This is a genomic window from Solibacillus sp. CAU 1738, from assembly GCF_039888725.1.
In the GTDB taxonomy this organism is placed as follows: Bacteria; Bacillota; Bacilli; order Bacillales_A; family Planococcaceae; genus Metasolibacillus.
On the sequence record NZ_JBDQQN010000002.1, the window covers coordinates 225,905 to 244,313 of the forward strand.

General features: G+C 37.8%; 15 protein-coding genes and 1 other RNA gene. 2 read left to right on the forward strand and 14 right to left on the reverse strand.

The window, feature by feature from the left end; genetic code table 11:
• Positions 1-83 precede the first annotated feature (83 nt).
• From AAFN87_RS06205 to AAFN87_RS06270, 14 genes are all read right to left on the reverse strand, one after another.
• Positions 84-779 (reverse strand): hypothetical protein, encoded by a 696-nt coding sequence (locus tag AAFN87_RS06205; RefSeq protein ID WP_347790177.1) that lies wholly within the window; start codon positions 777-779, stop codon positions 84-86.
• A gap of 147 nt (positions 780-926) precedes the next feature.
• Entirely contained in the window at positions 927-1,529 is a 603-nt protein-coding gene (locus AAFN87_RS06210) for a LysE/ArgO family amino acid transporter (RefSeq protein WP_347790178.1), read from the reverse strand.
• 174 nt (positions 1,530-1,703) lie between these two features.
• A complete protein-coding gene (locus tag AAFN87_RS06215; protein WP_347790179.1) occupies positions 1,704-1,922 on the reverse strand; it encodes a hypothetical protein in 219 nt (72 codons plus the stop codon).
• A 161-nt stretch (positions 1,923-2,083) separates the two neighbouring features.
• The gene (locus AAFN87_RS06220; protein ID WP_347790180.1) at positions 2,084-3,388 is read right to left on the reverse strand and encodes an MFS transporter; all 1,305 of its coding nucleotides are present in this window, start codon (positions 3,386-3,388) and stop codon (positions 2,084-2,086) included.
• Between the two features lie 37 nt (positions 3,389-3,425).
• Entirely contained in the window at positions 3,426-4,748 is a 1,323-nt protein-coding gene (locus AAFN87_RS06225) for a pyridoxal phosphate-dependent decarboxylase family protein (protein ID WP_347790181.1), read from the reverse strand.
• 185 nt (positions 4,749-4,933) lie between these two features.
• On the reverse strand, positions 4,934-6,835 hold the full coding sequence (locus AAFN87_RS06230; RefSeq protein ID WP_347790182.1) for an ATP-dependent DNA helicase: 1,902 nt from the start codon (positions 6,833-6,835) through the stop codon (positions 4,934-4,936).
• Positions 6,836-6,980: 145 nt separating this feature from the next.
• Entirely contained in the window at positions 6,981-8,120 is a 1,140-nt protein-coding gene (locus AAFN87_RS06235; protein ID WP_347790183.1) for a THUMP domain-containing class I SAM-dependent RNA methyltransferase, read from the reverse strand.
• 4 nt (positions 8,121-8,124) lie between these two features.
• A complete protein-coding gene (locus AAFN87_RS06240; RefSeq protein ID WP_347790184.1) occupies positions 8,125-9,870 on the reverse strand; it encodes an EAL domain-containing protein in 1,746 nt (581 codons plus the stop codon).
• Between the two features lie 107 nt (positions 9,871-9,977).
• An RNA gene (gene rnpB / locus AAFN87_RS06245) (RNase P RNA component class B) lies at positions 9,978-10,359 on the reverse strand.
• Positions 10,360-10,421: 62 nt separating this feature from the next.
• Positions 10,422-10,715 (reverse strand): cell division regulator GpsB, encoded by a 294-nt coding sequence (gene gpsB / locus AAFN87_RS06250; protein WP_347790185.1) that lies wholly within the window; start codon positions 10,713-10,715, stop codon positions 10,422-10,424.
• Between the two features lie 91 nt (positions 10,716-10,806).
• On the reverse strand, positions 10,807-12,045 hold the full coding sequence (locus AAFN87_RS06255) for a ribonuclease H-like domain-containing protein (RefSeq protein ID WP_347790186.1): 1,239 nt from the start codon (positions 12,043-12,045) through the stop codon (positions 10,807-10,809).
• Entirely contained in the window at positions 12,046-14,328 is a 2,283-nt protein-coding gene (locus AAFN87_RS06260; protein ID WP_347790187.1) for a DEAD/DEAH box helicase, read from the reverse strand. It abuts the gene before it with no gap.
• Entirely contained in the window at positions 14,318-14,686 is a 369-nt protein-coding gene (locus AAFN87_RS06265) for a YppE family protein (RefSeq protein ID WP_347790188.1), read from the reverse strand. The genes AAFN87_RS06260 and AAFN87_RS06265 overlap by 11 nt, the downstream gene beginning before the upstream one ends.
• A gap of 50 nt (positions 14,687-14,736) precedes the next feature.
• Positions 14,737-14,928: an endonuclease gene (locus tag AAFN87_RS06270; RefSeq protein WP_347790189.1), complete on the reverse strand. Its 192-nt coding sequence runs from the start codon at positions 14,926-14,928 to the stop codon at positions 14,737-14,739.
• Between the two features lie 149 nt (positions 14,929-15,077).
• Between AAFN87_RS06270 and recU the strand changes: the two genes are divergently transcribed.
• Positions 15,078-15,698: a Holliday junction resolvase RecU gene (gene recU, locus AAFN87_RS06275; RefSeq protein WP_347790190.1), complete on the forward strand. Its 621-nt coding sequence runs from the start codon at positions 15,078-15,080 to the stop codon at positions 15,696-15,698.
• A gap of 22 nt (positions 15,699-15,720) precedes the next feature.
• Entirely contained in the window at positions 15,721-18,378 is a 2,658-nt protein-coding gene (locus AAFN87_RS06280; RefSeq protein WP_347790191.1) for a PBP1A family penicillin-binding protein, read from the forward strand.
• The last annotated feature ends 31 nt before the right edge of the window (positions 18,379-18,409 follow it).

Consider the following 18,409-nt stretch of genomic DNA (forward strand, 5'->3'; position numbering starts at 1 on the left):
CGTGAAATTCCACAGTTATATCATGAAATTTTAGCCATATATCGTGAAATATCAGTATTTTACTTAAATTAAACAGGCAATGCCTACATTTCCGGGATAAAACGTTTTATTTCGCTTGATAATAACGCCGTATCCCATGGGTACCAAAAATATGTTTCCCCATCAAATTGCACACCGTATTTATAGGCTATCGGATCATCTGTATACAAAACGATGTTGTAATAACGTGGATCACCATTTTCGGTATTCGGTTGAAATGCCGAGTCTTCCTTGCTATTTGTTAATATATCAAGGAAAGCATCTATGTCGTTATTGTCATTTATATCAGCTAACTTCTTGTTACCTTCTTCTGTGTAAGCTAAATATATTTCTATTTTTTTCACTTTATCTACTGGCATATCTTTAAAATGCCATTTAAATTTTGTACTATCGCTTGCAAAATAAACTTGATAGCCGTTAATAGTTTCTTCGGCCTTTACTGCTAATAAATCAGGCCTCCCTTTAATCGAGAAAATTTCCGTTCCTTTTTCGAGAAATGCAGCATCTCCATCTTTTGTTTTGTATGATGGATCCGAAATGTTGTCTGCTACTTTAAACTTTACCTTCCCGATTTTTTCACCTATATACCGTTCATCAGCCAAAACACCTGTATATATGCCTAAGTAACTTTCACCATCCCATTTTATAAAATCTACCCAATCAATAATTGCTCGACTTCCACCATATTGACAGCCAGCTAATACAACAACTAGTAAACTAATAACCGCCCACTTCTTCATATAATTCACCTCTTATCGAATTAGACTCTAAAATCGGTAAAATGTTACAAATTGCCTTAATAATTAAGTTATACGTTTCCTTTCATCAATACTTGCCGTTTACTAACTATGGTCTGTATGACAATTCAGTTTTCCTTTAAAATACAATTACAACAACCCAATCAATAAATATATTGCCGTACACCAAATAAATATTGCTGAGCATTTATTAAATATGTACATCACTTTACCAGATGTATCGAACTTTTTCAGAGTCGCACCAGCAATCATTAACCCTACAAACCATAACCATGACACAATAATACATGTTGCGGTGAAAAGTATTTTATCTGTCCCTATATAATTCAATGCACTCGTGCCAATAACGCCAACTGTGTCTAAAATGGCATGTGGATTTAATAACGAAACGGATAGCGCAAACAAAATTTGTTTTTTTGCTGGCAAAGCCTCATCTTGCTTAACTGCGGTAGCACTCGATGTCCAGAGTACCTTCCCCATGTATACTAAAAAAACAATGCCACCTATTAGTAAAGTAATACGTAACCATTCAAACTGATACACGATCATCGATAATCCGAACACTGCTAGTAAAATGAGTAGCGTATCACAAATAGCTGCTGTAAGTACTGCTGGCAAAGCGCGAAATTTCGAAGGTTGAGTGGCGCCTTGTGAAAAGACAAAAACATTTTGTACACCTAAAGGTAAAATAAGTCCAAATGCTAGAAAAAAGCCGTGAATGACCGCTTGCATATAAAAAAAACCCCATTTCTATCAATATCGTACTACAATATCTTGAAATGAAAAGTGCAGAATGAATTGAATTTTATCTACCTTATCTAGTGACGTGTTTTTTATACTATGCGGGTCATAAAGATAAGCAAATTTAATTTCATTTACAATAATAAAAGCGATGTGCTGGCCAAATTATCGCCAACACATCGCCCTAGTAGCAAAAGCCATTATCCAAAATTGCAAGCATGCTAAATAACAAATAACAACTAAATCGAAATACGGACTAATTATTACAGCAAAAAGAGTATATAACGCGGCCATTCCAAAGCTAGCCAATACAATTCCTTTAATACTCACTGTTGCATGTATAAGAAGAAAAATTAATGTAACAAAAATTGGTGTATAAAACATTGCCATTCCTCCTCTAGCTTAGCCTATTATAGAAATTATTAAATACCTCTGTTGTTAGTTGCCATAACTTGCATCGTTATTCATTTCTATATCCATTATTATACAAATGCATCTGATAATAGGGAAACCAAAAGAGCAGTCATATATTAATAATACGATACTTATTTTTCACTCAATTGCCGGCGAATAGCTTCATGATCCTCTCTGCTATAAGGATATATAAACGTCGCAATTAGTGCGATTACAACAAATATGCCTGGAGCTAATACCATCGTCCATTTAATCGTTTGCATCGTTTCTACTGACTGTACTTCATTCGCTATATATCCTGAAAACTCTAGGACGAGCCCTATCAAAAATATCGCTAATGAATTCGCAAGCTTCATAAAAAATGTCATAATCCCCGAATACACACCTTCACGTTTTTTACCGATTTGTAATTCATCAATATCGACAACATCCGGTAACATTGCCCAAGGGAGTACGTGTGCAACCCCGTAACCTAGTCCAACTATTGCACCAACTACATATACGAGAAAAACGTGTGAATTCGGTGCAATGAGTATCCAGCCCAGTTGCCCGACAGCCCAAATGACTAATCCGTAAAATAGGGCCTGCTTTTTTCCGATTTTTTCTGTAATCTTTGACCAGACAGGTAATGAAAATATGCCAGCTCCAATAACAATGACAAATAATATCGACATATCAAACTCGCGATTTAAATAATATTTCATATAATAAATGACAAATGATTCAATAACATTTGCAGCTGCGTAACAACCAATATAAATAACTAGTAAATACTGCATAGCGCGATTTTGAAAAACGCTTTTTAATTCTACGAAAAGATTCACTTTTGGCTGTTGTTGTGGCAGTGGGGGCTCTTTCGTATTGGCGAATAAAAATAATGCAACGCTCATCATAAATATTCCGAGTATGAGTGCCATCACCGAATAACTCGTACTATCTGCAATCATTTTAGGAATAACTGCTGCAATTAAGCCAAAAAACAACTGAAAGAAGATGCGATAATTATTAATACTCGTACGTTCCATATAATCTGTACTAAATTCTGTAATAAGCGAAACATATGGTACATGAAATACAGTTAAAATCGTCATAAATAGCATGTACAATAACGTGTAATAAATAAATGTAAGCCCTGTACTAAGCTCTAATTGCTGCCACAAGCATAAAAACGTAACTAATAAAGGAATTGCTGCTACAAAAAAATATGGTCTCCTTCTTCCCCAACGTGTACGAGTGCGATCGCTAAATAATCCAATGGCAGGATCTGTAATAGCATCCCATGAACGTCCAATCATGAAAATTGTCCCTGCTAAAGCTGGTGACATGCCAACAATATCTGTTAAAAAATACAAAAAGTATAGCCCTATTACTGTATTTGCAACAACCGGTACGCTTTCGCCAGAGCCATACACTATTTTTTTCAATGTTAGATTCATAAGCAGTATCTCCCCCTTAAGAGAATAGCATGCTAGATTATAAGCGCATTTCTTTATCTAATGTATGCAAAATGTACTGTTGAATTTGACTTTTATCCGGAATTTGCCCAATCATGCCATACATTGCAGCATATCCTTGTTGGACAAGTGCTGGGTTCGCTTTCACTTCCGCTACAGACTGCTGTAAGTCTACAATAAACTCCTCAACAACATGCTCATGCGCTGGCGTAATCATAAAATGCAAGCAATTCGGCAACTGTTGGCGGTCCATATGCCATCCGCGTATTTCCATTTGGTCGGCTAGTGCGAAGATATTTACTTCTTTTGATGCTACTGTAAAAATCGAAGCTTGTGGATTTCCTAAAATGCTTAACTCTTGTATTTGTTGAATTCCTTCTATAAATTTTTTAGTCGTATTTATCGTTTGCTGTGCAAGCTTTTTATAGCCTTCCACGCCTAAATAATTCATTACTGCCCAGGCAGATGCAATAGCCCCTCCAGGACGCGTACCCGTAGCAGTAGGCGATACAAATAATCCCCCCGGCCAATCAGCATAGGCAAAATATTGACAGCGACGGTACTCATCGTCTTTATATAAAATAACCGAAGCCCCTTTTGCTCCATAGCCATATTTGTGAATATCAGCAGAAATCGATGTTACCCCAGCTACACTAAAATCGAAAGGAGCTAGTGGATAACCTAACTGCTGTAAAAACGGTACAATAAAACCACCCAAACAGGCATCTATATGAAGCGGAATATTATGCGCAACTGCAATTTGTCCGAGCTGTTCAATCGGGTCCATAATACCTTGAGGATAGTTAGGAGCGGAACCCACTATTAAAATTGTATTATCATTGATCGCTTGTCGAACTTGCTCAACATCTACTTCGAATTGTTCATTGACACTAATATAAACCGATTTGACGCCAAAATAATGCGCTGCTTTTTCAAACGCCGCATGCACTGTTATTGGTAGTATCATTTCTGGATGCTCGATTTCCGGACGATGTTTGCGAGCGAAATCGCGGTATGCCTTCACTGCCATTAAAATACTTTCAGAACCACCTGATGTCAAACTACCTACTACTTGCTCGTTACCGTGGAATAGTGAAGCGCTCATTGCAATTATTTCCGTCTCAAACTTTTTCAAACTAGTAAAAGCTAACGGGTTTAAAGCATTTTCATGGAAAAATAGATTGTATGCCTCTTTTGCGACATTACTAACCTCTTCCCCTGCGTAGTACACGAGGCTAAACGTTTTTCCGGCTTTCCAATTGGCATCATGCTTCCGAGCTGCTTGCATTTCACTAAAAAGAGTCCCTTTCGATAAACCTTGTTGCCGCAAATGTTTCATCATTCCATCCCCCTCTTCTTAAATGTCGGAATATTTAAATTAATTTAAATTAATGTATCATTAATACAAAATTAATAGCAAGCTTCAAAACAAAACGACTGAAATTGGAACTGCAGCTTACTATGTACAGTGCAAATTAATATCAAAAAACCACCTTAGAATACAATATTCTAAGGTGGTTCCTATTATTATTCTGGCTCTACGGCTAAAATATTAGCAAAGACGTCTTTCATTGTGCTTTCTTGTTCATTTAATAAAATATGAATATCTCCGTAATCATTAGCAGTACGGATTAAACGCCCCATACCTTGCTGCAAACGAAGTAACATAAATGGTAATTCTACTTCTTTAAATGCATCTTCTGCAAACGCACGCTTCGCATCAAATAATGGATCATGCGGCGGGAATGGTAAATCGAAAATAATGACGCGAGTTAATGCTTCCTCTGGTAAATCAAGCCCTTCCCAAAGGTGATACGAGCAAAATGTTTTAACGACTCCTTCTTGGAAATCACGCACGATGGCAGACAATTCACGATCACCTTCGAATGCCATTGTTAAACGAGACATCATACTCAGCTTTGATTTAAATATATTCATTGCTTGTTTTGACTTGAATAAAATCAATGTTTTCTCATCATCTTGTAGCAGTTCTTCTACTTTTGCAGTCTTATCTGCTTGTGCTATATCATGTAAGTAAATTTTCATAACTTCTTCGTAATCAAATGGTGATGGTACACTAAATGATTGGTACTTTTCAATACCTAAGCTCTTCGCAATATATGAAAAATCTTTATTCACTGATAATGTTGCGGAAGAAAATACAATTGGTGTCTTTTTCGAGAATAATTTTTCCTCTAATACTTCTGTTATTAGACGAGGCATTATTACAAGAGTTTCTTCGCCATCCGTTTCTTCAAGCCAATCAACTGCATCACCTTGTTCTACGAAAATACGAATTGAAGCAACATAATGTTCTAAAAATTCCTCCGCCATATTTAGCTCGTATTCCGGAATCATATACAGCTCAGATTCAAAAACAAATTCTTCTAGTAATTGGTCTACATCAACAATTAATTTCTTACCGAATTCAATCAATTTTTTCGATTTATTAATGCGCTTACGGTCTTCTTCTGAAGGTACTAAATCGTCACGAAGCTGATCGAAAAATAGCTCATGGTCGTCTTGTAGTCTCTCCATTGCATACAACGTACGTTCACGCACTCCATCTACCATTAGGCGCTCTAATAATTGTACAATTGTAGATGCTTGCACTTTATATGTCATTGCTTTTTGGGCTGCATATTCAAGTAAGTGTCCTTCATCTAGAACAATCATTGATACTTCTGGCAGTAATGGCAATTGTCCTTCTCGTTCACGTGATTCCTTCGTCGCTAAATGCTCCATTAAGAAATCTTGAGAGCAAATAATTAAGTCTGATGATTTTCGATAGTGTGCTCGGTGAAGTGTTTGGCCGCAACGATTGCGTACATCACAAACCGCGCATTGCATAATCGAGTTATAATTGACCATTTGCCATTGTTCATCGCTAATTGCCTGATAGTCACTGCGCTCACCGTATGGATTTAATGCAATCATTGATCCATGCGCGTACACGCCGTCTGGAATAGATTCTGCAATATCATCAATCCATTCATCTTCTACATGTTTATCAGCTTCTTCAAAGCGTTTAATACATAAATATTGATCACGCGATTTTGCTAAACGTACGTCGATCGTTAACCCTAAATGATCGCGCAGTTTATGCACATCGCCTCCCTCTTTTACGAGCTGATCGATCAATGTTTCATCCGCGCAAGCGATAAGTGCAGGCTTACCTGTATAACGTGCATATGAAACAGCTGGTAATAAATACGCAATCGTTTTGCCAGTACCAACACCAGCTTCTGCAAAGAGTACATTTTTTTCTTTTAATGCTTGCTCAATTTGATATGCCATAAAAATTTGCTCATCGCGGCATTCAAAGCCTTTCTCAGGTAGTTCATCATAAAGGACGTCACCCATCCAGTCGCCAAGCGATTCAAAAAATGATCTATCCTTTGAAAGTTCAAACGGTAAAGATTGTCTCATATAGTTATTCTCCCTTTATCCATACGAATAGTTCAACTAACGAATAGTACGGTTACAAATGCCCTACTAATCGTTGTTTCACTTTTTTGTCAAGTAATTAGACAACAAACGGAAGGAGAGACATACCTCCTTCCGTTGTTTTTCATTAGTCTTCGCGCTTCGATTTTTGACCCCAGTATTGATAAAGGTCTGTTCGAATAAAGCCATTAAATAGCTTACGCTTTTTCGTTGCTTTGCGGCCATAGCACTCTTCAAAATTTTCCATTGAAGAAAGCATATAAACTGACCAAGTCGGGTAATTATTCATTACTTGGCCAAACTCACGCACAACCTTTTCAATCATTTCTTTATCCCCGATACGTTCGCCATATGGAGGGTTCGAAATTATGACACCGTCAGTTAAACGTGTAGTGAAATCTGTTGCTTGCATTTGCTTGAACGATAAAATATCACCGAATCCAGCTTCTAAAGCATTTTCCTGTGCAATACTAACCATGCGATGATCGATATCCGACCCGATAATTTGCAGCGGTTGATCATAGTTTGCTAAAGAATCAGCTTCATCGCGTGCTTCATCCCAAATTTTTGCTTTCATCCAGTTCCAGTCCTCTGAAATGAACTCACGGTTATAGCCTGGTGCTATATTTTGACCGATCATTGCTGCCTCTAATGGGATCGTACCTGAACCACAGAAAGGATCCACAAATGGGCGGTTTGGATTCCATTTAGAAACTTTAATAAGTGCAGCTGCTAACGTTTCTTTTAATGGTGCCTCCCCTTGCACTTGACGATAGCCTCGCTTATGAAGACCGGCGCCTGATGTATCAATAGTTAACGTTGCAACATCTTTTAAAATTGATATTTCAATTTTGAATGTTGCACCTGATTCGTCTAAAAACCCTAAACGCTTATAGTGAAATTTCATTCGCTCAACAATCGCTTTTTTAACGATTGCTTGGCAGTCTGGTACACTGAAAAGCTTTGACTTTACAGATTTACCCGATACCGGAAACGAAGCATCTACTGGTAAGTAACGCTCCCATTCAATTGCTTTCGTACTTTCAAATAATTGGTCAAATGTTTTTGCAGGGAATTGCGCAACAACGATTTTTACACGGTCAGCAACGCGCAACCATAAGTTACAGCGCGCAATAGCTGTTTCGTCTCCTTCAAAATACACTTTGCCATTATCAACACGTGTTTCATATCCTAAATCTTGAACTTCTTGTGCAACGATTGCTTCTAAACCCATTGCTGCAGTTGCTACTAATTGAAATTTTGTCATTTTATTACCTTCCTTGATGTTCTTGTTCCCATAACTCTAAAAACTCGAACAGCTCATCTAATGGGAGTGGTTTACTATAAAAGAAACCTTGAATATAATCACAGCCCATTTTTTTTAATAGTTCTACCTGTTGTAAACTTTCTACACCTTCTGCTACAACTTTCATTTTTAAACGATGTGACATTTGAATAATCGCATCGACAATTGCTTGCTTTTCCTCTAATGAACAAATATGCTGAATGAAGCTACGATCAATTTTTAGTATGTCTAGCGGGAAACGTACTAAATAACTTAAAGAAGAATAGCCTGTACCGAAATCATCCATCGATAATTTGAATCCTAGCTCCTTTAGTCGTACAAACTTATTCACCGTTTCCACCGCATTATTCATTACTGTACGCTCAGTTACTTCAATTTCAATATTTTGTGCAGACATATTATTTTTTTCTAAAATCTTTAGAATCGAATCTAAAAAATATTGCTGTTGGAAATGGATGCTCGATATATTAATTGATATTGGAATATTTGTTAAATCTTGCTCGTGCATAATAGTTAAAGCTTCGCAAGCCTTTTCAATTATAATTTCACTTATCGGAATTATTAAACCTGTTTCTTCTGCATAAGGAATAAATTCTGCTGGGGACACGTTTCCAAGCTTGTCATTTTGCCATCGAACTAGCGCTTCCACACCAATAATTGTATTAGTATTAATACAAACTTTCGGCTGAAAAACAAGATTAAAATCACGATGCTCAATTGCTTTTCGGATTTCAGTATCGAGTAGTAATACACGCTTAGTGTCGATGTCTAAATCATCTATATAAAATGCAAAGCCACTTGGTCCATTTTGTTTTGAAAAGGACATTGCTTTATCTGCGCGATTTACTAATTCTTCAGTATCTGTAGCGTCTAAAGGATATAAACTAACGCCAACACTTGTCGATACGAATATTTCATGTCCATCAATAATTATAGGTGCTTCTACAATACGGATTACTTCTTCTGCAAATTTTGCCGCTTCTCGTGTATATGCGATATTTGTTAAAGTAATGACAAATTCGTCTCCACCATAGCGTGCTAAAATATCTTTATTTTTTAAAAGCTTTTTAATGCGGCGTGCTATTTCAATTAACAGCTTGTCACCTACCGCATGACCTAGTGTATCATTGACGTGTTTAAAACGATCCAAATTCATTAAGTATACAGCATGCTGTATTGGATTAGCTAAACTAGAGCTAGCTTCAAGTAGAGCATTCATACGATCCATATATGCAAAACGATTGCATACATCTGTCAACGTATCTGTTAAAGCACGTCTTTCTAGCTCACTTTCTACTATTTTACGCTCTGATAAATCAGTAAAAATTCCACAGTAGTTCGTAACTTTACCCCAATCATCTTTGACTGCAATAATGGATAACCACTCGGGATATATATCACCCGTTTTACGCCGGTTCCAAATCTCACCTTGCCAAAATCCTTTTTCATCAATACACTTCCACATTTTTTTATAGAAGCTAATTTCATGTGCGCCGGATTGCAAAACAGATGGACTTTTACCTACTACTTCATCTGACCTGAAACCTGTTACGAATTCAAAGGCTGGATTTACACCTATAATTTTTTTTTCATTGTTAGTAATCATGATGCCTTCAGCTACGTTTTCAAACATTGTATTTAATATATTTATTGGATACTCTGAAAATGCATTGTATTTATTAACCATTTGCTGTGTAGCTGTGCTACTCATGTTTTCTCACCCTTAACCTATTCTCTAAGCGTTAAATCCAAATGTCTAAAAGAAAAGCTCTCCAAAGTAATGGAGAGCTTATTGTATACAAGTAAGCATCAATATAATTCAGTAAGCCATGTTTTGTTCCTGAGTACTCAAACGGCTTGCGCCTCGTACGACCAGGTAGTAATCATCTATCTACGGGAAACTTCCCGTCCCTCCATCCGTTCATTTCCTTTTGGAGAGTGCCCCTACCATAATTTGGGTTTCTCACTCGTGGGGTTTACCTCGTTCCACCTTGCAAGTTTCCTAGCAAGCTTCGTCACTGTGGCACTTTTCAGGAAGTGTCTACCATATCAAAAGACTTAGGTATTCCTTCCGCCGTCAAGCATAACGCTTGCCTTACCTTATTTTTTCAGTAAGCACGAACACTACGGTCATCTCAGAGCCGTGTGAGCATGGACTTTCCTCTACATCTTCAAGGAGATGCAGCGATTACTCGAATTTCTTGATGTCGTTTTACATTATACTCGACATATCATAAAAAAACAACCGATTAGTACTATATTTTATTCATAAAGTTTGCTACCAAATACATGTTTCTCTAAGTTCGACAAACGTTTTAAAATATCGAAATTGGTATTTGAATTCGTTTGTGGCGTTACCGATTTACGCGAATTATTGTCTAATTCTGCTTTTAAACGTTCATTTTCTGCTTGAAGTTCGCTCAGCTTTTTCTCGAATGTGTCATAGTCTTCCATTATTTGATCTAAAAATTGGTCTACTTGATCGATATGATAGCCCTTCATACTCTTTTTAAATTCTTTTTCTAAAATGATTTTTGAACTTAATTTTAAATCCATGCTCATCGCCCTTCCATCCAATACATACGTGCATTCATTATAGCACAAGAATACATCTTTCTGTGAATGAAAGCTACGAGAATTTTAACGATTATTGTCGTTTATTTTCGATTCTTTTATAACGCTTTTCCCATTTCACTAGTTGCTTTTGCTTTTGGTCAGTAGTTAGCGAACTTTGTCTAACAATCTCAAGCCCTTTTTCAGTATAAAACAATGCCCGATCGAATTGTTGAAATTGATGCTCATGTAACATTGCAAGCTGCTCATAGGCTTGTAACTTTTGTTTAGGCGAAATACCTGGGAGTGCTTTTTCAAATGACAATTTTGCCGATTCATAATTTGCATTTCTCTTCTGCTGAATCGCTAAATAAAAATACGCTAAACTTGCTTCCTGCTCACGATAATTTTCTGTTACATTCGTTAACACGTGCTCACTTGCAATTGGTTGCTTTAAATCACCGTACCATTTTCCGATATTCGTATAAGTAACGGCCGATTCTACTTCGCTTGCAAATAGTAGCTTCGTTTGATGGACATATAGTGTAATTAGCGATAAAAGATCCCATTCATTATGCAGCAATACTTTCATAAGTGCTTCTGCATTGCCACTTTTCACCGCATCAAAATAAATAATCGGTGCTAAATAGCCAGGTATATCCCCTTCTCGCTTGAAACCAAGTTTTTCTTCCTCCACTTGTACAAGTTTCATTTTCTCTAAATCATTTTTCCATAAACGTTTTGAACTATGCAATAAATCAATTTGCTTTTGCGGCCGTAGCTTTGGGATAATGTTTTGATTCAATGTCCAGCGTGTTTCCAGCATTGGCCAGTCGAAGCTTTTACCATTATATGAAACTATCGTTATCGCTCGCTGCCAAAACTTTGACTCAAAAAGCAGAGCGGCCTCATTTTCCGGATCAGCAAGTACGTATTGCGTTAAGACAAATTCATCACCGCGTTCTTCAAGTAAGCCTAATAGAAATATATGCGTACCTGTACCTTTTAATCCTGTTGTTTCTGTATCAAAAAATACGAGCGTGTCATCAAATGTTAACCTGTACGGATGGTTCATATCCGCAGCTTCCCATGCTTCAATCGCATTATATAATTCTCCTAGCTCATAATTACCGTGGCGATAAGTGAGCGGATAGCGTACTTCTCTCTTGAAAAGCATACCAAAATCGTTATGCACGGGTGTAAGACCTGCTGCTGTCCACGCTTCCTTATAACTAGGTGCAGCTGGTTTCACAAATTTAGGCTTCTCTTGTTCCTCCGAGGTTTTCTTTCCTAGCATTTTTTTCATTTGCAGTATTTTATTTTCGTATGACATTTACGGCCACATCATTTCTACTAGTAAAATATTTAGTACTTTTAATACTCGTTTTTTGCTTTCTTGTAAACTATCCTGTGCCCCGATACACGACGGACAACCTGACTTACATGGACAATTTTCAATATGCTGCACGGTACGCTCAAGTAATGGCAATAAGACATCGTACACCTTCTCACTTAGTCCGATACCACCTGGATAGCTATCATAAATGAATAGTGTTGGACGTTCATTATGAACTGCTTTTACTTGTGGTACGACCGACACATCACTGCGATCACACTGGATAAATAACGGGATAAATGAACCTAAAGCATACGCTGCACCATGTAAAGCATCTGTTAACATTTCCTCTGACCAGTTTTCCGGTAAGTCAAACGATACCCATGTTGCATTCGTGTGCATTTCCATTGGTGGTAAATGAATTGGACCGGAGCCAATATTATCATGTGTGTTAAAACGGATTTTCTTAAAAATTGTCGGAATCGCTAATATGCCCACATCTCCGTAGCTAACTGTAGCTGTTTTATAGTGCGCACATTTATCCTCCTCTAACACCTTTAGCTCGACTGCTAAATTGGCATCAGTAAAGTAATCAACATCGACTTCTCGTACAAATGCTTTTTTCTCTTCCCAATCAAGTTTTTCTACTTGAAACTGTGTCCCTTGATGAATATAAATCGCTTCTTCGTGAAGGAGCGTCATTGCACTATACGTATCCATTTCGCCAATGACCTTTGTTTTAGCTGGAACAGTCGTATCGATAATGACGACATTTTCTTGTGCTGCAGAACGCAAACTGATTTCATGTGCTGGGAAGCGGTCGCTCATCCAGTGCCACTGTGTAGACGTTTTTACTAATACACCTTCCTCAGCTAAATAAGCAAGCAGCTCCTGGACTGTGAATTCCCCATAATGATCCGTCACAGAAAACGGTAGTTCAAATGCGGCACATTTTAAATGCGCCATTAAAATTAATATATTTTCAGGATTAATATTTGCTTGCTCAGGTTCGCTACCTAATAAATACGTCGGATGATTCACCACATATTGATCGAGTGCCGTTGACTGCGCAACATAAATTATGAGCGCTTCATCCTGTCTTCTACCAGCTCGTCCTGCCTGTTGCCAAGCACTCGCAATATTACCTGGATAGCCCGTCATAATACATGCCTGTAATTGCCCAATATCGACACCAAGCTCTAAAGCATTTGTACTAACAACCATTTGAATAGAGCCATCACGTAAACCTTTTTCTATTTCACGACGCTCACTCGGTAAATAACCACCACGATAGCCTTGAATTGATTCATCTGCAATTTTTTTCGCGGTTAGTGATTTTAAATAAGTTACAAGCATCTCAACACGTACTCTCGATTTAGCAAAAATAATCGTTTGAATACCTGCCTCAAATAAACGCGTCGATAAATCACGCACTTCTAATATCGCGCTACGCCTTACACCAAAAGTCGGATGAATAATCGGTGGATTATAAAAAATAAACGTTTTCTTCCCAACAGGTGCACCTGATTTTGCGATCAGTTTATGCGTTGTATTTGTTAAACTTTCAGCTAGTTCTTTTGGATTTTTAATCGTTGCTGATGTACAAATAAAAATTGGGTCACTACCATAAAAGGCACAAATACGCTTAAGTCTACGAATAACATGTGCGACGTGGCTACCGAATACCCCTTTATACGTATGTAGCTCGTCAATGACTATATACTTTAAATTTTCGAATAGAGAAACCCATTTCGTATGATGTGGCAAAATACCCGAGTGCAGCATGTCTGGATTTGTCATGACGATATGGCCTGCTTTGCGGATTTTTTGACGAATACCTGGTGCTGTATCACCATCATACGTATAGCTTAAAATGTCTTCATCCATTAACTCGATTAATTCATTTAAATCCGTTTTCTGATCTTGCGCTAGCGCTTTTGTTGGAAATAGATAAATAGCACGACTAGACTTATCCTCTAAAATCTTTTGTAACACCGGCAAATGATAGCAATAGGACTTTCCAGAAGCTGTAGGCGTCACTGCCGTAAACGACTTTCCGCCAGTTGCATAGTCAAATGCTTGTCGCTGGTGCGTATATAGCTGCTCAATTCCACGCATTTGCAAAGCTTTACGTATTGATTGATGCATCGTTTCCGGAAATGGTGCATAGCTTGCTGGCTGTGCCTCTAACGTATGCCAGTGCATAATATTTTCTTTTAAGTCTTCATCATATTGCCAAGCTTCAAGTAATTGTGAAATTGATTTTTTCTTACTCAGCATCCCGTTCACCTTCCTCTAAATAACGTAAAAAAGTGGATAGCGTATAGTGAACGGAATGCACGGATTGAATAAATCTTTTCTTGCTCGTTTCTTTATAAAAGGATTGCACAATAAATTGATCCATCGCGTCAACAACTTGGTCAATTTGCTGATTGTGCATATATTTCGGTTTGGATTGTGAACGCCATTCTTTTGCTAATTGTTTCCACTTTAGTAGTTGTTCATGCACATGGTCTGCATGGGGCTTTACTTCAGCAAAAAAATCAGGCGTAGCATTTAATTCTCGCATGCGAAAAAAACGTGTTTGCGCTTCATCACATTGTTCTATTAAATAATTTGTAAGTTGTTTTAATTGCATCGTACACCTCTAAGTTATGTTTAGTCTCTTAAGTGTACCAAATCTTTTCTTCAATCACTACTCACAGGCGAACATGCATTCTTTACTTGCCTCTTCTTTTCTGCTAAGCTTACTTTTTGGTGGGCGTTTGAAATTTCTTTACTAAATTGAAGTGACAGTGTTAGTCGCTGTTGTTCAAGCACCATGTCTAATAACTGCTCAGTTTGTTCAATATAGGAAATAAGTGCGTTCAATTTATTCATGTTCATTCCCCCTTTTCACGAACTATTCTAAATGACTAAGAAAAACTCCTTGTCATACGCAAAACTAGACATGATACGATAAAACAACAAAAAATCTGCATAATATTTGTGCTAAAATAGGGATTGAAGTGCATGTTGAAAGGGTGAATATGATGATTCGTTATCCAAATGGCAAGCTCTATGCACCAGCTCAAAAGGAAATTCCAAAGCCTGAAATAAAACAGCGAAAAAAGGATATATCATTTAGTAATCGTGGGAAAACTTTAGAAGATGAAATAAATGAGACGAATGCTTTTTACTTGCAACGTAACATTGCAAATATTCATAAGAAACCTGTTCCCATTCAAATCGTCAAAGTAGAGTATCCGTCTAGAAGTGCTGCTGTAATACGAGAAGCATATTTCCGCACTCCTTCAACGACGGATTATAACGGCGTGTGGAATGGTTATTATTTGGATTTCGAAGCGAAGGAAACTCAAAATAAGACTTCCTTTCCATTAAACAATATTCATGCTCACCAAGTAGAACATATGAAGGCTGTCTTATTGCAGAAAGGCATTGCATTTTTCATCATTCGTTTTGCCGTACTTGACCGATATTTTATTACACCACTGACGGTCATCGAGGAAGCGTGGCAATTAATGACATCAGGCGGACGCAAATCAATACCACTGAAAGTATTTGAAGCACATGCTGTGGAAATAAAGGCTGGCTACCAACCACGCATCGACTACTTACAGGCGGTAAAAAAGTTTATAGCAAACGTTTAGTATTAAAGTGAGGAGATTTAACTTGACAGAACAAAAACGGACACGAGAAGATATAAAAAAACAACGTGAACAACAAAAGAAAAAACAAAAAAAGCCCATCAACCAGTGGATTAAACGTATAGCGTTAACAATCGCTATAATATGTGCACTAGTTTTTGTAGGCGGCGCTGGTTTATTTGCTTATTACGTAAGTAAAGCACCAGAGCTTGATGAGGAGCTTTTAAAAGACCCTGTATCCTCTGAATTTTATGATGTGAATGGGGAATTATTTGCTGCTATTGGGCCAGAAAATCGTAAATATGTTAAATACGAAGATATTCCTAAGCAGATGGTTGATGCGATTATCGCTACAGAAGATTCGCGCTTCTTTGAGCATTTCGGTATTGACTTATGGCGTCTTGGTGGTGCTGTTATCGCAAACTTCCAACATGGCTTCGGATCACAAGGTGCAAGTACAATTACACAACAAGTTATTAAAAACTCATTCTTTACAAATGAGAAAAAATTAGAACGTAAAGCACAAGAAGCATGGCTAGCTATTCAATTAGAGCGTAAATACTCTAAAGAAGAAATTTTTGAAATGTACTTTAACAAAGTATTAATGTCTGGGTCTATTTACGGCTTCGGTACAGCAGCTGAATATTTTTACGGTAAACCACTAGATGAATTAACATTGGAGCAAATGGCAGTGCTTGCTGGTATGCCACAAAGTCCAAATAATTATAACCCGTTCAAATACCCTGAACGCGCAGAAAAACGACGCAATATCGTACTTGGTTTAATGGTTCAGCATGATAAAATTACACAAGCACAGGCCGATGAAGCAAAAGCCATTTCTGTAGCAGACAGCGTACTACCAGAAGCAGAACGAAAATCAACACGCCTTACAAACTACCCTGCTTATTTAGATGTAGTATTAGCAGAGCTTGAAGAAAATGGAGACAGTGAAGCATTAGCAGAAGGAATCAAAGTTTATACAACACTAGATCCAGATGCACAATCTATCGTCGAATCAGTGATGAACAACGATGCGAACTTCCCTACTGATAAAATTCAATCAGGGGCCGCAGTAATTGATACGAAAACAGGAGCAATTAAAGCAATTGGTGGCGGTCGTAATTATGGGGTAGAACGTGGCTATAACTATGCCTATGACCTAAAAACACGTGCACCTGGTTCTACAATGAAGCCATTACTCGATTATGGTCCAGCTATCGAACACTTAAAATGGTCGACTGCTGAAACATTAGTTGACGAAAAAATGACATATACAAATTCAGACCAAGTTATTACAAACTGGGATAATAGATATTTAGGTGCAATGACAGCACGCGAAGCACTATACACTTCCCGTAATATTCCAGCGGTGAAAACATTTAAAGCTGTCGGTGCAGATAAAGCACAAGCATTTGTCTCTGGTTTAGGTATAGATGTCGATTATGTAGTAGAATCCGATGCTATTGGTGGTGGACGTATTAACATTTCACCTGTTCAAATGGCATCCGCTTATGCAGCATTTGGTAATAACGGTGTATATAATTCACCACATGCTATTACAAAAATCGTTTATCGCGACGGTAAATCGTCTAAAACATATAAACCAGAACGAAATGTCGCTATGAGTGACTATACAGCTTATATGGTAACTGATATGCTACGCGATGTTGTTAGTTATAAAGCTAACGCTTCTGGTCAAGCAGCGATTGTTCCAGGAGTTGATATAGCGGGTAAAACAGGTACAACGAACTATTCAAGTGATGAATTTGCCAAATATAATTTACCAGATACCGCTGTTCCAGATTCATGGTTTAGTGGATATACGACGGATTACTCCATCGCTATTTGGAGCGGATATGAACATCGACCAGATGCAATTACAACTTGGGATGAACGACGCTTACCGCAAACGCTATTTAAGTCTATCATGTCGGAACTAGCGGCAAATGATCAGCCAGCTCGCTTCTCTCAACCAAACTCAGTTGTTTCTGCAACAGTTGAAGTCGGCACAAATCCACTCAAATTAGCTAGTGAAAATACACCTGATGATAAGAAGGTGACAGAGCTATTCGTTAAAGGGACAGAGCCAACTGAAGTATCTGATGCCTATGAGAAATTAGAATTAGATGCACCAACTAATGTACATGCAGATTATAATGAGGTTGCTAATGTCATCGATCTAACTTGGGAGCATGCTGCGCCTGGTGAATTAGAAGAAGATTTCGATCCGGAAGCTGTCGATATTACGTTTGAAGTTTCGATGTCGATTGATAATGGTGAGTCAACTGTTATTGCGACAACAGGAGCAAAAAATGTGACGATTCCGGCTATTGAACCGGGACACACTTATGCATTTACGGTCGTAGCAACTGCAGAAGATGTACGAAGTGAGCCAGGTTCTACTTCAGTCTTAATCGAAGGGTTACCAGAAGAGCCTGAAGATGACGGATGGGGAGATTCCGGCATTGATGAGCCAAATAATCCAGTTGAACCAGATAATCCCGACTCGAATGAAAATAACGGGCAAGGTCCGGGGAATGGTAACGGACACGGAAATGGCAACGGACATGGAAATGGAAATGGAAATGGTAACGGCAATGGCAATTGGCAAGGTCAACCACCAACAAATCCAAACGAACCGACCGAACCAGACACTGGAGAAGAAGAATCGAATAATGAATAATATAAAATCCAGTAGTTACGCTTTGTAACTA

Coding starts and splice junctions, on each gene's coding strand:
- AAFN87_RS06205 (WP_347790177.1), bottom strand. CDS start 779: ATGAAGAAGTGGGCGGTTATTAGTTTACTAGTTGTTGTATTAGCTGGC.
- AAFN87_RS06210 (WP_347790178.1), bottom strand. CDS start 1,529: ATGCAAGCGGTCATTCACGGCTTTTTTCTAGCATTTGGACTTATTTTA.
- AAFN87_RS06215 (WP_347790179.1), bottom strand. CDS start 1,922: ATGTTTTATACACCAATTTTTGTTACATTAATTTTTCTTCTTATACAT.
- AAFN87_RS06220 (WP_347790180.1), bottom strand. CDS start 3,388: ATGAATCTAACATTGAAAAAAATAGTGTATGGCTCTGGCGAAAGCGTA.
- AAFN87_RS06225 (WP_347790181.1), bottom strand. CDS start 4,748: ATGATGAAACATTTGCGGCAACAAGGTTTATCGAAAGGGACTCTTTTT.
- AAFN87_RS06230 (WP_347790182.1), bottom strand. CDS start 6,835: ATGAGACAATCTTTACCGTTTGAACTTTCAAAGGATAGATCATTTTTT.
- AAFN87_RS06235 (WP_347790183.1), bottom strand. CDS start 8,120: ATGACAAAATTTCAATTAGTAGCAACTGCAGCAATGGGTTTAGAAGCA.
- AAFN87_RS06240 (WP_347790184.1), bottom strand. CDS start 9,870: ATGAGTAGCACAGCTACACAGCAAATGGTTAATAAATACAATGCATTT.
- gpsB (WP_347790185.1), bottom strand. CDS start 10,715: ATGGATTTAAAATTAAGTTCAAAAATCATTTTAGAAAAAGAATTTAAA.
- AAFN87_RS06255 (WP_347790186.1), bottom strand. CDS start 12,045: ATGTCATACGAAAATAAAATACTGCAAATGAAAAAAATGCTAGGAAAG.
- AAFN87_RS06260 (WP_347790187.1), bottom strand. CDS start 14,328: ATGCTGAGTAAGAAAAAATCAATTTCACAATTACTTGAAGCTTGGCAA.
- AAFN87_RS06265 (WP_347790188.1), bottom strand. CDS start 14,686: ATGCAATTAAAACAACTTACAAATTATTTAATAGAACAATGTGATGAA.
- AAFN87_RS06270 (WP_347790189.1), bottom strand. CDS start 14,928: ATGAATAAATTGAACGCACTTATTTCCTATATTGAACAAACTGAGCAG.
- recU (WP_347790190.1), top strand. CDS start 15,078: ATGATGATTCGTTATCCAAATGGCAAGCTCTATGCACCAGCTCAAAAG.